The organism is Bacillus sp. FSL L8-0654 (assembly GCF_038629965.1).
GTDB classification, from domain to species: Bacteria; Bacillota; Bacilli; order Bacillales; family Bacillaceae; genus Bacillus; species Bacillus safensis.
This window is the reverse complement of sequence record NZ_CP152026.1, coordinates 3,588,611-3,604,910: the sequence shown is the minus strand read 5'-3', so window position 1 is coordinate 3,604,910 and position 16,300 is coordinate 3,588,611. Positions and strand designations below refer to the sequence as shown.

General features: G+C 41.6%; 13 protein-coding genes. 8 read left to right on the top strand and 5 right to left on the bottom strand.

Going from position 1 to position 16,300, the window contains the following annotated elements; translation table 11 throughout:
• Position 1: 1 nt before the first annotated feature.
• The 3 genes from MHH65_RS18605 to MHH65_RS18595 form a co-directional block, all read right to left on the bottom strand.
• Positions 2-1,240 (bottom strand): sugar ABC transporter permease, encoded by a 1,239-nt coding sequence (locus tag MHH65_RS18605; protein WP_046312688.1) that lies wholly within the window; start codon positions 1,238-1,240, stop codon positions 2-4.
• Positions 1,241-1,386: 146 nt separating this feature from the next.
• Complete coding sequence (locus tag MHH65_RS18600; protein ID WP_111926991.1) at positions 1,387-2,652, bottom strand: extracellular solute-binding protein; 1,266 nt, start codon at positions 2,650-2,652, stop codon at positions 1,387-1,389.
• 172 nt (positions 2,653-2,824) lie between these two features.
• Positions 2,825-3,820, bottom strand: a complete 996-nt coding sequence (locus MHH65_RS18595) for a LacI family DNA-binding transcriptional regulator (RefSeq protein ID WP_044334886.1) — start codon at positions 3,818-3,820, stop codon at positions 2,825-2,827.
• A 172-nt stretch (positions 3,821-3,992) separates the two neighbouring features.
• On the opposite strand from MHH65_RS18595, the gene MHH65_RS18590 reads away from it, so the two are divergent.
• A complete protein-coding gene (locus MHH65_RS18590; protein ID WP_034281399.1) occupies positions 3,993-4,892 on the top strand; it encodes a LysR family transcriptional regulator in 900 nt (299 codons plus the stop codon).
• A gap of 15 nt (positions 4,893-4,907) precedes the next feature.
• Here the strand turns inward: MHH65_RS18590 and MHH65_RS18585 are convergent, their stop codons facing one another.
• A complete protein-coding gene (locus MHH65_RS18585) occupies positions 4,908-6,584 on the bottom strand; it encodes a hypothetical protein (RefSeq protein WP_098677070.1) in 1,677 nt (558 codons plus the stop codon).
• A 398-nt stretch (positions 6,585-6,982) separates the two neighbouring features.
• Between MHH65_RS18585 and MHH65_RS18580 the strand changes: the two genes are divergently transcribed.
• The 6 genes from MHH65_RS18580 (at position 6,983) to MHH65_RS18555 (ending at position 13,072) form a co-directional block, all read left to right on the top strand.
• Entirely contained in the window at positions 6,983-7,426 is a 444-nt protein-coding gene (locus MHH65_RS18580) for a hypothetical protein (protein WP_024427564.1), read from the top strand.
• Positions 7,427-7,429: 3 nt separating this feature from the next.
• Positions 7,430-7,768, top strand: coding sequence for a DUF3969 family protein (locus MHH65_RS18575; RefSeq protein ID WP_098677071.1), 339 nt, complete (start codon positions 7,430-7,432; stop codon positions 7,766-7,768).
• Between the two features lie 164 nt (positions 7,769-7,932).
• Positions 7,933-8,790: a MurR/RpiR family transcriptional regulator gene (locus MHH65_RS18570; protein WP_034624103.1), complete on the top strand. Its 858-nt coding sequence runs from the start codon at positions 7,933-7,935 to the stop codon at positions 8,788-8,790.
• A gap of 185 nt (positions 8,791-8,975) precedes the next feature.
• Positions 8,976-10,520: a gluconokinase gene (gene gntK / locus MHH65_RS18565; RefSeq protein WP_024423954.1), complete on the top strand. Its 1,545-nt coding sequence runs from the start codon at positions 8,976-8,978 to the stop codon at positions 10,518-10,520.
• Between the two features lie 24 nt (positions 10,521-10,544).
• On the top strand, positions 10,545-11,873 hold the full coding sequence (locus MHH65_RS18560; protein WP_024423953.1) for a GntP family permease: 1,329 nt from the start codon (positions 10,545-10,547) through the stop codon (positions 11,871-11,873).
• Positions 11,874-12,088: 215 nt separating this feature from the next.
• Entirely contained in the window at positions 12,089-13,072 is a 984-nt protein-coding gene (locus MHH65_RS18555; protein WP_254001497.1) for a hypothetical protein, read from the top strand.
• Positions 13,073-13,103: 31 nt separating this feature from the next.
• Here MHH65_RS18555 and MHH65_RS18550 read toward each other — a convergent pair whose 3' ends face one another.
• The gene (locus tag MHH65_RS18550) at positions 13,104-14,441 is read right to left on the bottom strand and encodes an amino acid permease (protein WP_065214981.1); all 1,338 of its coding nucleotides are present in this window, start codon (positions 14,439-14,441) and stop codon (positions 13,104-13,106) included.
• 314 nt (positions 14,442-14,755) lie between these two features.
• Between MHH65_RS18550 and MHH65_RS18545 the strand changes: the two genes are divergently transcribed.
• Positions 14,756-16,270 (top strand): PAS domain-containing protein, encoded by a 1,515-nt coding sequence (locus tag MHH65_RS18545; protein ID WP_098677072.1) that lies wholly within the window; start codon positions 14,756-14,758, stop codon positions 16,268-16,270.
• The last annotated feature ends 30 nt before the right edge of the window (positions 16,271-16,300 follow it).

The window sequence follows — 16,300 nt, the reverse complement described above, 5'->3', positions numbered from 1 at the left end:
ATCACATCATGTCCTCCTCTTTGAATGAATTCGTTCTCTTAAACTGCCAGAGTGCAATGGCGATGACAAAGATTGAAAGTAAAATCGTGACAGCGGCAGCAAGTGCATATTGAGAAGACTGCATCGTGAGTTTGTAAATCCAAGAAACCAAGATGTCCGTCCCCCCAGCAGTTGAGCCAGCCACAGGCGGTCCTCCGCCATTAAATAAGTAGATGATATTAAAGTTGTTAAAGTTAAACGTATATTGCGTGATTAATATAGGCGCAATGGAATAAAGGACAAGCGGTAACGTGATGGACCGGAATTTCTGAAAGAAGTTTGCCCCATCAATGGTCGCAGCTTCGTATAGATCCTCTGGAATCGCCTGCAGAACACCGGTTGTCATAATGAAAACAAAAGGAAATCCAAGCCAAGTCTGCATCGCAATGAGGGCAATTTTGCTCCAAAATGGATCTGTCAGCCATGGTTTTGGATCAATTCCAATCGATGCAAAAAGTGTGTTGTTAATGGCTCCAAATGTATCGTTGAACAGTCCGGCAAACACCAAAATGGTCACAAAACCCGGAACAGCCCAAGGAAGAATCAAAATGGTTCTAAAAAACCGTTTTCCTTTTAAATCCTTCTGATTGAGCAGAACCGCTAGAAAGATGCCGACAGCACATTGAAGGGTCGAAGCAGCCAACGTCCATACGACGGTCCAGCCAAGTACATCAATGAAAGTGTCTCTCCAAATATCAATTGAAAAGATATTTTGAAAGTTCTTGATCCCTACCCAATCGATCAGATTGGCAGGAGGCGAGTGGTATAAATCGTAGTTCGTAAAGGCAAGCGCAAAGCTGAACATAATAGGAAAGACAACAGAGAATAGAAGTAAAAAGAAAGCAGGAGTGCTCATTAAGTAAGGAAAGCCTTGGTCGATCAGCTGATGATATTGAGCTCGGATGGAATGGAGCGGAACCCCTTGATCACGTTTCTTTCCGTTCATAAAAGCATCACGCATCATGAGTACGTAAAAGCCGATACCAAAACCAGCTGTTAACAGCGCAATAATCCCTTTTGCCAAAAGAAAAACAGAGTTGTCACGAGGCAGCATCGTACCAAGTGTGAACAGCCCCCAGAAGCCAATATTGAATAAATCATAAAATACGATGAAAAAAGAAACACCGAACAGGAAAAAAAGTGCCCCTTTGCCGTACTGCTTGTTGTACATCTGCCCCATACCGGGTATAAGAGAGAACATTAGCGCCCGTCTCCGGTGTGTCTTTGATTCCACTATGTGTGTGCGGTCTAGTTCAAGGTTACCCGTCACGTCTAACACCTACTTCATATGAAATTAGCTCAAATACGGGCAGCTTGATAGACTTAAAGGCTACCCGTGTTTGATGATTATTTAGAATGGTTTGCTTTAATTTGAGAGTCGATTTGATTGACGGCATCATCAAATGCCTTTTTCACATCTGTCCGGCCGGTTGCAATGAGACCTAATGCGCTGTCAATCGGCTTCCACACCTCTGCCATTTCAGGGGTATTCGGTGTCAGCGTGGCATATTTTGTTTGTTTTGAAACAGCATCCGCATTTGCGTTTTTAGTAATGATTGGATCTTTCATCAGCTTTTTCACTGGTGGAATTTCCTCTGTCACTTCGAATCGCTTCTTCGAATTTTTTTCATTCGTGATAAACTCAACAAATTTCTCAGCAAGTTCTTTATTTTTAGAATAAGAGGAGACGTTGTAGCTCTTTACACCTAAGAATGAGCTCATATGCTTTCCGTTAGGGAGTGTTGGCAGCTCTGTTACGCCATAGTCAATTCCTGCTTCTTTATATGGACCAAATGACCATGGACCAGAAATGACAGCTGCGGCCTTTTTCTCTGTGAATAAGGAGTTGAGGACATTGATTCCTTGTTCACCAATGATGCCTTTCGGGAAAAGTCCTTCGCTAAAGAATTTTTGAATGTATGCTCCGCCTTCGATGGCGCCATCGTTATTAAGACCAATATCATTGACATCATAGGAGCCATCGCTTTTCTGCTTGAAAATATAGCCCCCTGACCCGCCTAACACACTTTGTGCATAGTAAATTTCATCCCATTTCGCTACAAAACCGTATTTCCCGTCTTTTGTCAGCTTTTTCGAAAGGTCATACCAGCCATCAAGTGTAGTTGGTGCCTTTTTGACAAGGTCTTTGTTATAGAAAAGCACTGTCGTTTCAACGGATTTCGGAAGGCCATACAGCTTGCCGTCTACCGTTTGTGATTGAATGGATTCGTCTGTAAAGGAATCGATCACTTTTTGATCAGGCCTGATTTCCTGTAACAGCCCCTCAGTGACGGCTGATCCAATTTGATCGTGAGGCATCGTGATGACGTCTGGGCCTGTCCCAGCTGCTCCATCAAGGCGGAGAGCTTCAATTTGGTCGGCATACGCTTTTTCGACCACTTTGATTTTCACATCGTTTTGTTTTTCAAATTCTTTTACAGCGTCTTGAATCCCATCAGACTTTTTGACATCCTCCCATACTAGCAAGGTCTTTGTACCTGTAGATGCTGGCTGTGTCCCGCTTGAATTGTCATCTCCTGGCCCGCATGCTGAAAGCAGAAGCACAGCAGTACCAACGACTGCTGATAATGTCGCCCATTTTCCCTTTTTCATTGGTAATCCCCTCTCGTTCTTTTTTCACAGATGATAAGAAAACGCTTTCTTAATGTGAGAATATCAACTTAAGTAAAAAAAGTAAACACATTTTATTAAATTTATTAAGTAAAATTTTTTACTCATATAGAGAGAAAAGAAGCCCTCCACTTTGGCAGGACTTCTAGTTTGTTTATATGGTGCTTTTTCGAAAGACAGGCTCTGAGGCAATCAGGACAGTCTTAGGCAATGTTCTGCCGTCCACAAGTCTTTCTAAAAGTAAATCGATCGCTGTCTCACAAAGTAATGACGTATGGATGTGATACGTGGTGAGCGGCGGCGACACATATTGAGACACATGAATATCGTTGATACTAAAGACGCTGACGCGGTTCGGCAGAGAAAATCCGCGCTCATTTAATGCTTGTAGGCAGCCGATGGCAAGAGGGTCACTAGCGACACAAAAAGCGGTGGGCAGATCATCACCAAGCTCGTCGATCGCCTTCATCATCAGCGAATAGCCTTCATCTACTGAGAAATGGTGGCCGATATAGACCAATCGCTCATCAAGCATATGGCGGGCCAGCATGTATTCACGGAAAGTCGTTTCACGAATATCTGGAATGTGCACGTTCGTATTGAGATCAAGGTCTGTACCGCCAATGAATCCGATGGATTGGTGCTCTTTTTCGATAAAGGAATCGATGATCTTTTCAACAATTCGTTTCAGGTTCGGCTTTACAGAATCAAAACGGTCTTCATCTGGCGTTGTATCAATAAAGACAATATGCGGAGTGATCGCATATAATTGGTCAAGCTCTGACGTTTTAAAGCGGCCGATGGCGATGATTCCTTCTGTAGCAGAATCAATGGAATGAAGCCCATCAGACGGATTGTAAGCGGTGACATTTAAGCTCCGAGTATTGGTGAGTTCCTCAATGCCGAGTCGAATGGATTTAAAATAAATATCTTCAAGCTCTTCCTTTTCGGTCATCCAATAGAGAAAGGCGATTTTTTTTAATGAATGTTTGAATGTCTTCTTTTGGTAGGACAAAGCTTCTGCGGCGGCATATACTTTTTCGCGTGTTTGATCGGTGACGGATAGGTTGGGATCTTGGTTCAGTACGCGAGATACCGTTGCAATGGATAAGCCTGCTTTTTCTGCAATGTCCTTTATTTTAGCTGCCAAATCAGCACCTCCTATAGAAAATATCTCCTCTTAGTATAGAGTCTTTAAAAAAATTAGTAAATATTTTTATTAAATTGTTTTCGTTTAGGCGGTTCTTTACGTGCTGGAGAGGAATTAGTAAGATATATATAGGTAAGGTGTTGGATTAAGATTTCTGATAGGAGAGGGACCGATGTATTACGATGCACTGAAGACATTTGTGACAGTGGTGGAGGAGAAGAACTTTACAAAAGCAGCCCAAAAGCTGCGAATTTCTCAGCCGAGTGTCAGTCTTCATATTAAGAACTTGGAGCAGGAATTCCAGACCGTTCTGCTGAATCGTTCACCAAAGCAATTAACCGTTACACCAACTGGGGATATGCTGTACCATCGATCAAAACAAATCATTCGTCTCTATGAACAGGCGAAGCAGGACATTTATGAGCATCATCATTTGGCAAGAGGAAAGCTGACCATCGGGGCGAGCTTCACAATTGGTGAGTATGTGCTGCCGCAAATATTGGCAGAGTTTCATCAGCTCTATCCGCATGTTGATATTGAGGTGGTCATTGATAATACAGAGGCGATCGCCAGACATGTCCGTTTATTCCATGTCGACATCGGTTTGATCGAGGGACAGACCAATGACAAGGAGCTTTCTGTAGAAACTTTTCTAGAGGACGAACTTTATATTGTGGCGCCATTAGATCATCCTTTTGCTAAGAAAAAAGATGTCACCATTGATCAATTACAAAACGAAACATGGATTACGAGAGAAGAGGGATCAGGGACAGGAGAATATTTACAGCATGTCCTGAAATCAAATGGACTGAAAGCGCGAACCTTTGTGACCTTTAGCAGCAATCAAGCGATTAAAGAAGCTGTGATCCATGGAATGGGTCTTTCTGTTTTATCTAAATATGTCCTCCAGCGAGGCAGCATTGGCGGTGAATTGGCTGTTATTTCTGTCAGAGGCATGGATTTCAAACGAAAGTTCTCCTATGTCGAGTCACCGATGACCGGGGGAAATAAAAATAAGGAATTGCTCGTTGAATTGTTAAGGAAAGAGAAAAAGGACGCTTCTCCTCAGTAGGAGAAACGTCTTTTTTTATAACCCTTTAATTTTGATTTCATCGACTGGAAGGAAAATCTCACCTGTATCTGTATATTTCATGGTGACCTGATCGCCTTCTTTTAAATAAATGACGAGAGGTTCCTTTTCAGATGACATAGTGTAGCTTTTTCCATCGTCTAGCAGGAAGGTGACGGTTGTATAATCACCGGTCTTTTCTTTGTAGACTCGTTTGACCTTCCCTGCCGCTTCTTTCTTTTCCTGCTTAGAGGAACTGTTAACGGTACCGCCGCCTTTTTGAAGAGCTGTCTTATAGGCTCTCAGTGCTTCGTTTGGTGTAGAAGCATACGCAGCGATTTCTGGATTGGCTGCAGAAACGATAAAGTAATTTTGCAGGAATCCATTTGAATCGAGAACCGGTGTGAGCCAGCTGGCTTCTCCATAGAAATTATAGAGAATCGGCATGCGCCCTTTCCATTTCTTCTCGATGAATCGTTTCTCAATAATTTGCAGAGCGCCCTGAGAATCCATATAGGATTCTTCAAGATTTCCAGTATAATAAGTCGCTTTTCCTGTTCGGGCATTGGTCAGGGCATATCCGAGCATGGAATCAACGCCCTCTTTCGGACTTGTGAAATCTGTGAAGTAATACATATCTCCTTTTGAATCAAATACCGGGCTCACATTGGCTTCCGTTCCTTCATCTGAAGGCAGCTTTACATCTGACTTTCCAAACATACTATTCCAGAACCCGTGAATATAGTTTCCGAAATAGCTGTTTTGCAGACTGACTGCCTCTGGTGAAACAGCACCGTCGATAAAGGCAGGTACTTGATCTAGAGCATATTTCTTCGTTGCACCCGTTTTGGCATCAACAACGACGACACCGGAAGCTTTAAAGCCGTTTCGGGCAGAGATGAAATCGCCATACGTTTGAATGTAATAAGGCTTGCCGTCATCATTGATTTCCAGCTGTGTACCGCCGTAGAAAATCAAATCTGGGTACTGGAGACGGATATGCCGCTCAATTTCTTTGTTGAAATAGGAGGAAGGCGTATAGACCATCTCCGTTTTCACGAACTTTGGATTAGCAGAGGAGTCGGTCGCACTTAATGTGAAGTAACCCGGCGTGCTGCCTGCACGAATCCATTTAAAGAAGTCCGAGAACTCCACTGGAGCGATGTATACATACTCACCGTTGACCTTCTGAATTTGCAAGCTGCCAAGCTCATAGTAGCTTGTGTTTGGCACCTGTCCGAACGATTTCTTCATTTTGTTCCGGGCAAATTGAGGCGGCACACTCGCAGGTGTTTCTTTTTCATCAAATGCTTTGATTTCTACTTTTTGCTCCATTTTGGAGACATCGAATTTCTCATTCGCATTGAATAGAAAAGCTGTCGCCATGTAAACACCGAGCAGCAATAGAATAAGAAACAGCACGCCTTTGATTTTACGCTCCAATCCAACCGACAAAAAGGCTCCTGCTGCTGTCACAACAAGTCCAATCAGCCATAGAGATGAAGGGTTCCGGTCTAAATTGGTGATGTAATAGAAAACAAAAATACCGATCATGAACAGCAAAGCAAGGCCAGCAATCCACATGAGCGGCACCTGCTGCTTTGTCCCTTTCTTTCTAACGATCAACCTGAGCGGTGTGAGCAAAAGGGTCAAGACAAGACCGATCACAACCGAAAATAACAAAATATATCCCACAAACAGATCTCCTTTCAAATCAATCACTCTTTTAGTATATACGAGTGTGAGGGGGAAAAGATTCAGAAGAATCATACCAATTCGATTTTATGAAAAAATGAGTTGAAAAGGGCCTTTTAATATTTCGGTAGGTTAAATGATATTGTCCTTGCGCTAGATGATTAGATTTTAGTGAATATTTTGTGGACGTAAACATTAATTTTTATCTCCGAGGAGTGTATATTCTTTTTATTCATTACTTTATGAATTTATATTGTAATAAATAAGATGTTAAAAGACAGAGATATCTTTTAAACAGTATAAAGATTCATTTTAATTTTCTACAGAATCAAATAGTTATAATATTCCTATTATGTTATATTATTTTTTATATAGTTAATATTAGGAGGTAATTTAAATTGAAAAGACGTATTCCTTTTCTCATTATTTTTACTTTAATTGTATCGTTATTTTCACCGTCTGTAACATTCAATATTAATCGAGAGGCATCTTCAAGAGACAAAAGTGTCCAAATTGGTTATAAAGAAGCCGATGCTGTATGGGGTCTTGTCATTCGAACTATTTTTGTAAACGGGGTGAAAGCAAGTAAACATTTGTATAAATCAATAAAATATGCCCCTAAATATCCTGCTGGTTTTAAAGCTGTTCAAAATGGGACTAAAAAAGTTACAGTAAATAATAAGAAGTTGTTATCTGAGTTAAAACAGATTGAAGGAGGGACTTGGAAAAAAGTATATAAAGATGGCTATAAAGACGGAAAAAAGGTTTCTGTACATTATTTTCAAAGTAAATCTGGTTTGGTGTATGATGTGAAAGTTAAAAAAGGTTGGAGTGTGAAATGATTTATGAATAAAATAGAACTAAGATATTCTTCACATGAAGATTTAGATAGGATTATTGTTATAAATATCATTGGTATAATCATGTCGCTAAAAGAAGGTTTAATCACTATAGAAGAAGCGGAAAAGCTCATGTTCAGTCCACGAACAATCGATGTTTTAAAGAAGAAAGGGATAAATGAAGAACTGATAAATATACTTCATTTGGGAACAGAACTTGAAGATGTAGAAAGTTTAATACCACAAGAATTAAGTGATAGTTTAGAAGAAATAAGGGTAAAATGCTTAAGATTCCTGGAAAGAAATACAGAAAATGAAGTTAAAAATAATGTGGTAGATTATTGAGCTAAAAGTGTATATTATAAAATTTTGAGTAAATCTGTTTTGATCTATTGATCAAAACGATGAATTCATAAAAAAAGAAGTCTGTGCAAACAGGCTTCTTTTTTATAAGATGGGAACATGAGGAAATGTATGCGTTCACATGAATAAGGAAGGAGTGAAGTCAATTGGCTTCTGTCAGTTTAAGTAGTATTGAAAAAATACGAGCAGCAAGCAGAGGATTGCCGCCAAAGCTGAAAGGAATTGCAGAACATATTACAAGTGAACCTGGCGACATTATTCATTTATCAATTGTCGAGCTTGCCAAAAAAACAGCTAGTTCAGAGGCAACGATTTTTCGTCTTTGTAAAAGGCTTGGATTTGAGGGCTTTCAAGATTTGAAGATTGCAATTGCCCAGGAAATAGATCAAACAAAGCCTGATTATGTAGATGAAGAAATGAGTCTTGATGATGATACGGCCGTTTTTATGCAAAAGGTTTTTCAGGCGAATATAACCGCATTAAAGGATAGCTTTCAATTACTGAATCCAGAGGATGTAGAAAAAGCCATTCAAATCATTCATGAAGCAAAGCGCTTAGAGTTTTATGGGAGTGGCGGGTCGGGACTCATTGCAACAGACGCTTTTCATAAATTTATGAGGACAGGCATCAACTGTATTGTTCACACCGATTCTCATTTTCAAGCGATGTCTGCCGGTCTTCTCGACCAGCACAGTACAGTGATTGGTATATCTCATTCTGGCCGTAATAAAGATTTACTCGATGCAATGAAAACAGCAAAGGAAAAAGGAGCGAAAACCATCGGTATTACAAGTTATCAACGCTCCCCATTGAGCCAGCTTGCTGATGTCACGTTGTATACTTCGACGCAAGAAACGGCTTTTCGAACAGAAGCGATGTCTGCAAGACTTGCTCAGCTCACTGTCATTGACGTACTATACTTTGCACTTGCTCACTTAAGACAGCAGGAAACTTTAACAAATTTAAAACAAATGAGAGAAACCATTTCACAAAAAAGGGTGTAATGGTTTCAAAAATAAATTTTTCTATTAGTGAAAAATGCCGTTGTGGTAACGATTTTGAGCTTTTAAGTGAAAATAATTTTCTTTTTAGTCGTTGAATGTCGAAAAAATTATTCCTATAATGGGATTTAACAGCTATATCAAAACAATAAAATATGATTTCAAATCAATGATTGGGCGTGATACAGATGAAGGGAAACCAGGCGGTAATTGGTTTGGATATTGGAACAACAAGTACAAAGGCGGTTCTGTTTGGACCACAGGGGAAAGTGATAGCAAAGCATTCGGTTCCTTATGATCTCATTCAGCCCCAGCCAGCATGGGTTGAACAGGACCCTGAACATATATTAGAAGCCGTCATTGCAAGTGTAAGAGGTGCGTTGACGAAAGCAGCATTTGATGCAAAACATCTCATAGGCGTCGGGATTAGTACAGCGATGCATTCCTTGATTGTGATGGATAAGGATGGCAAGGCGTTAACGAACAGTATCATTTGGGCAGATAACAGAAGTGCAGAACAAGCCAAGCGAATCACTTCAGACATGGACGGCTTCCAAGTGTATAAAAGAACCGGCACGCCGATTCATCCAATGTCACCGCTTTCAAAAATACGGTGGATCAAGGAAATGGCACCTGATGTCTTTAAGAAGGCAGCTAAATTCATTTCCATCAAAGAATATATTCTTTATCATTTCTTCGGTCAGTATGTCGTCGATTATTCAATCGCTTCAGCAACGGGACTGTTCCGTTTGGAAACGCTTCAATGGGATGAGCAGGCGCTGCGTATTGCTGGAATTGAAGCTGATCAATTGTCTGAACTTGTTCCCACGACGTATCAGCTGAGAGGGCTTCAGCCAGAGATCGCCCTGCGAATGGGCATTGCGGAAGATACACCATTTGTGGTTGGTGCGAATGATGGGGTTCTAGCGAACTTAGGTGTGGGAGCGATTGGAAAAGGTGAGGTGGCTGTCACGATTGGGACAAGCGGTGCAGTTCGTACGGTCGTGGACAAACCAATAACAGATGAACAATCAAGAACGTTCTGCTATGCGCTGACTGATAAGCATTGGGTGGTTGGAGGACCGACGAATAATGGCGGGATCATGCTGAGATGGCTGAAGGATGAATTTGGATCCTCGGAGGTAGAGGTAGCAAAGCGCCTTGGAGTGGACCCTTACGACCTGATGATTGACATTGCGAAAAAAGTTCCAGCCGGCTCAGAGGGGCTGCTGTTTCTGCCATTTTTAACAGGTGAGCGAGCACCTTATTGGAATCCAAATGCGAGAGGCACTTTCTTTGGGATTGGTCTTCAGCATAAGCGTGAGCATTTTATCAGAGCTGTGTTAGAAGGCGTCATTATGAGTGTTTTCTCAATCGGTGTGGCCTTAAGGGATTTAACCGGTTCAGCAAAGGATGTCAGGGCGTCGGGCGGATTTGCGCGATCTCCGCTGTGGCGGCAAATTTTAGCGGATACGATGGGCAGGGAAGTACTTGTTCCAGAAAGCTACGAGGCATCAGCACTTGGGGCGGCTGTGCTCGCACTTCATAGTTTAGGTTATATGGAAGAGATAGAAGAGGTTCAAGATTGGATTCGAATCTCTGCCCGTCATGAACCCAATATGGAGAACAATGAAACATACATAGAACTGTTTTACTTATATGAGCGTCTCTATGACAAACTCAAGGATGAATTTGATGTCATTAGTGCGCTTCAATTAAAACAAAATCATTAAACATCAGGGAAAAGGTGGGAGAGCATGCTTTTATTCATCGTGATTGCCGCAATTGTCCTTTTACTCATCCTCATAACAGTTGCTAAGTTGAATCCGTTTGTGAGTTTAATTATTACCTCTATGTTAGTCGGCTTTGCCACAGGGATGGACCTGCAGGAAATCATTCAATCCATCAAAACGGGGTTAGGCAATACGTTATCATTGCTCGCCATAGTTCTAGCGCTTGGAACCATGCTCGGGAAAATGATGGCTGAATCAGGTGGAGCTGAGCGGATTGCTCACACATTAATCGGCCGGTTTGGAACGAAAAATGTGCATTGGGCGATGATGTTTGTTGCCTTTATTGTGGGAATACCTGTCTTTTTTCAGGTCGGATTCGTTCTTCTCATTCCTTTATTGTTTACGATTGCGATTGAAACGGGCATCTCGCTCGTGACAATTGGGATTTCGCTCATTGCTGGATTGTCTGTCGTTCATGGTCTTGTGCCGCCTCATCCAGCTGCCATGGCAGCTGTCGGCATCTATCATGCCAACGTGGGGAAAACCATTTTCTTTTCCATTATTGTCGGTTTGCCGACAGCTATTATTGCTGGGCCGCTGTATGGAAAGTGGATTGGAAAGCGGATTCATAAACCAGTTCCAGAGCTGCTGAGAAAGCAATTTACTGAACGCAATGAAGATCGAAAACTTCCCGGCTTTGCAAATACGATGTTTACGATTTTGGTGCCAGTGATTCTAATGCTTCTTGCCACACTGGCGGATATTATTTTACCAGAGGACAATATTTGGTATCAGGTATTTAAGTACATTGGAGATCCAATTACAGCACTGCTGATTGCAACGGTGTATTCTTTCTTCAGTCTTGGCTTTGTGCAAGGGATGAGCCGTGACCGGGTGCTTTCCTTTAGTAATGAGTGCTTAGGACCGATTGCTTCTATTCTGCTTGTCATTGGAGCAGGCGGGGCTTTCAATAATGTGCTCATCGATTCGGGTGTTGGTGATTATATTGCAGATTTAGCAAAACACTCGCCGATCTCGCCAATTTTGCTTAGCTGGCTGATTGCTGCGGTTATTCGTGTGGCAACAGGATCTGCTACGGTCTCCATGATGACCGCAGCTGGTATTGTCGCACCGATTGCTGCATCTATGCCGGATGTGAGCAGAGAGCTTCTTGTGTTAGCAACAGGGGCGGGTTCGTTGATTTTGTCTCACGTCAATGACTCTGGTTTTTGGCTGATCAAAGAGTATTTTGGTATGACCATTAAAGAAACGTTTTTGACATGGACGGCTATGGAGACGATCATTTCTGTTAGTGCTATTGCATTTATTATGATCATTAATATGTTTATATAGTGAAACGCAACAGCCTGATTCTTCGGAATTGGGCTGTTTTTGCTTTTGGCAATACCACCTTTGTCAGATTGGGGTAAAATAAAGATATTGAGAAGCGGGAGGCGGACACGATCGAACCATTAAAACACGTTTATCATGAATTATTTATTGAAGAATTAGCAGAGAAACTTGCACAAGCGTCGACTGGGTTTGATGCTGAAGAATTCCAGCGGCTTGTGTTTCAAAAGGATTGGCAGCAGCTTGAGTTAAAAGGCAGAATGAAAAGAGTCACTGAATCAATGCATGCCTGTCTGCCTAAGGATTATGAGCAGGCGATTGAGGTGCTACGTCAGACAGCCCCGCATTTTTCAGGACTTAGTGCGCTTGTATTTCCAGACTACGTCGAAACATATGGCCTAGCACATTGGGATATCTCGATCAAGGCGCTCGAATTCTTTACGCCTTTTTCCACTTCTGAATTTGCCGTTCGGCCTTTTCTGATTCAGGATCAAGACAAAATGCTGGCGCAAATGCTTGTATGGTCACAGAATCAAAATGAGCATATTCGGCGGCTGGCTAGTGAAGGATGCAGACCACGTTTGCCATGGGGATTAACTGTTCCTGCGCTTAAAAAGAATCCTTCGGTTACGCTGCCTATTTTAGAAAACTTGAAGTCGGACCCAGCGCGCTATGTGCAAAAAAGTGTAGCGAACCACCTAAATGATATTTCTGCAATTCAGCCTGATTTGATGAAGAAAACGGCTAAAAGCTGGTATGGAACGAATGAACATACGAACTGGATCATCAAACATGCATCTCGTACCTTACTAAAAAAAGGCGATCCAGATATCATGGCTTTGTTTGGCTATGGGGATGATCCATCTGTTCAAGTAACAGATTTGAAGGTAGTGCAGGACCCTATTCGTATTGGAGAGAAAATGACCTTTCAATTTACACTTCAGGCCGCTAAGCCACTAAAGCTGCGTGTAGAGTATGCCATAGACTATGTCAAAGCTCGGGGTACCCGCAATCAAAAGGTATTTAAAATCACAGAGTTTGAAACAAGTTCAGCGTTACATAGAGAATTTATCAGGTCTCAGTCCTTTCAAAATATGACGACGAGAAAACACTATGAGGGAACCCATACTTTAACGATTATCATCAACGGCATTCCAAAAGCGTCGGTTGATTTTGAGGTAACAGAAGATAGCAGCTCATAAAAAAACCCGCCAATTCGGCGGGTTTTGGCGTTTAAGCCTTCTTTTTCATTAAGAATGAAGCGATGATGGCAGCGACTAAGAAACCAATGCTGATAATGGAGCTAGGCAGGTTTTCTTGTCTGAATAGGAACAAAACAAAGCTCAAACTGAGTACAAGACCTGCAAATAAAGTTAGATACGGAAACAGCCACACCTTGAAATACGGCTCCTGTGGATATTTTGGACGCAGTTTCAGATGTGCCAGACAAATGCTGATCCAAATGAGTGAAACAGCAAAACCAGGAATAGCCAGCATATAGCTGAAAATTTGGTCCGGATATAAGTAAGCAAAAAATGTTCCGATAAGAAGAAATAGAACGGTAACCCATAAACTTAAAATGGGTACGCCTCTTTTGTTGACCTGTGCCAGTTTTTTCGGACCGCCGTCTGATTTAGCCAGAGAATGAATCATTCTCGTCGTTCCATAAATTCCGGAATTCGCCGCAGATAGAACGGCTGTAATCAAGACGAAATTAATAAAGTGAGAGGCGCCTTGCATACCAGCAGCAGAGAAGACTTGGACAAAAGGACTGTTATTTGGGTCAATTTGATTCCAAGGAATAAGGCCGCAGATGATCAAAATCGGCAATGTGTAAAATAAGATAATCCGCCACATCATACTTTTGACTACTCCAGGCAGGACCTTCTCCGCATCCTTTGTTTCAGTAATGGTCAGCCCGATCAATTCAGAGCCTCCATAAGAGAAAATAACCACTAAAAGTGATGCAAAGATCGCACCCCATCCGTTCGGGACGAAATTTTGATAGTTGGTAAAGGCTGGTGTGCTTTGTTCGTTTGGAATGATCCCAAATAATAATGCTGCACCAAGAATAATAAAGACAATAATAACGAAAATCTTCATTCCAGCGAACCAAAACTCAATTTCACCAAAGTATTTTACATTATTTAAGTTAATTCCGATGACTAAGAGTGAACAAAGTAAACATAGTGACCATAGCGGCACGTTCGGCAGCCAGTATTGAAGCAGACTGCCAGCTGCAATAATCTCAATGACACATACAGTGAGCCACATAAAACAGTAAACCCAGCCGACGACAAATGAAAAACGTTGACCAAGCGCAATTTGTATAAGGTCGCGAAGATTATTTCCCGGATACACAATGGCCATTTCGGCTAATGCTGCCATCACAATGAGGAGCAGCAATCCAGCAAATACATAGGAAAAAATGACCCCAGGGCCTGCTAAACCAATTGTATCGGCACTTCCTTTAAAGATTCCTGTACCAATGACCCCGCCCATCGCAATCATGCGAATGTGACGCGGTGATAAAAGCTTTTTTAATTCTTGTTGCTCCTGATTCGCGCTCATGACGTTCTCCTTTTTTAAAAATGCTTATGTTCCATTTTCTTTTTTCAAGACGTCAGTGTCAATATAAAAAAAGAGATTTTTCAGACAAAAATAGTGGTTGATTCTATCAAAACATATACTTATATCCATAATTCCCTTATTTCATCCATATTCTAAAAATGAAACTTCAAATAAATGAACATTTGCCTTATTTATGACATAAACAATTTTCAGTTTTTGTCGATATATCTTTTGTATTACTAAAGTCCTAATAAAGAATTGTTTATAACTGTAAAATATTTCAAAAATGTAAGAGTTGAAAGGAGTTATGAAAGATGTTTATGAAAAAAGCAAATGATTCATCGGCTGGAATCCTTCTGAGTGAAAGCAGCCAATTAATAGAACGAATCGAAAAGGGAGACCTTTCAGCAAGATTAGATACTGCTGCATTTTCTTCTAGCCAAACAATAGAAGCAGTGGCACAAATGAATGAAGCGCTGCAAAAGATGCAGGAAGCACATGAAAATATTCAAATGCGGGTGGAATTAGTGACAAAAGCCATTCAAGTTGGCTTATGGGATATGGTCGTCATCGCTGGAGACCCGGTCAATCCAAAAAATGAATTCACATGGACGGATGAATTCCGCAGAATGCTCGGCTTTCAAAATGAGCACGATTTTCCAAATCTATTAGACAGCTGGGCATCTCGAATACATCCGGATGAACAAGAATATACATTAGATGCATTTTCTTCGCATTTATTGGATCATTCAGGGCGTACGCCATATGATATCGAATATCGCTTGAAGTTGAAAAATGGAAATTATCGCTGGTTCAAAGCAACTGGAACGACCGTTCGTGATCGAAATGGTGTCCCTCTTCGTGTGGCGGGAGCTCTTTTTGATATCCATGATCAGAAATTGAAAGAAGAAGAGCTGCAAGCATTCGTCACAAGATATGACTTAATCAACCGTGCGCTTGTCGAAGCTCCTTGGGACATGGTGGTAGAGGCCGGTGATCCAGTCAATCCAAATAACGAATTTTGGTGGTCTCCGCAGTTCAGAAAAACGCTTGGTTTTACAGACGAAAAAGATTTCCCGAACGTGTTAAGCAGCTGGAGCGACCGTCTGCATCCTGAAGATCAAGAAATGGCTCTTCAAGCCTTTGAAGATCATTTAAATGACCACTCTGGACGCACACCGTTTGATATTGATTACAGATTGCAGCGCAAAAATGGGGAGTACCGCTGGTATCATGCGGGTGGTGAAACCATTCGTGATGAAAAAGGTGTTCCTCTTCGTGTAGCAGGAACCATTCGTGACATCACGTTAGAAAAAAACAAAGAGAAAACAGCGAATGAAATGGCTTCACAAGTAGAACAGCTTTCAAGTTCTATTAGCGAGATGGTATCGGGCATTAGCTCTGTGACAAATCAAGCACAGGAGCTTGCTGTTGCTCAAGAGCAGTCAACGTCTGCCGCAAATCTAGCAAAAAATAGTGCAGATGAGACGAAAAACATTTCTGACTTAATCAAAGAAGTGGCGAACCAAACGAACCTGCTTGGTCTGAATGCTGCAATCGAAGCAGCTAGAGCTGGTGAACAGGGCCGCGGATTCTCTGTTGTTGCAGATGAAGTACGGAAGCTGGCGCTGCATAGTGCCAATGCAACGGAAAATATCGAATCTAGTTTAACGGAAATGAAAACACAAATTGATGAAATTCTTGAAAATATCTCGAATATGACAGCTCTTACGCAAACACAGGCTGCTTTAACAGAGCAAGTGAATGCTGCAGTCGATGAAGTGAATCACATGTCTCAGCGTCTTGTGGCGTATTCAAAGAGTATTTAATCGTGAAAAACCGCCCTCTCATAGAAGGCG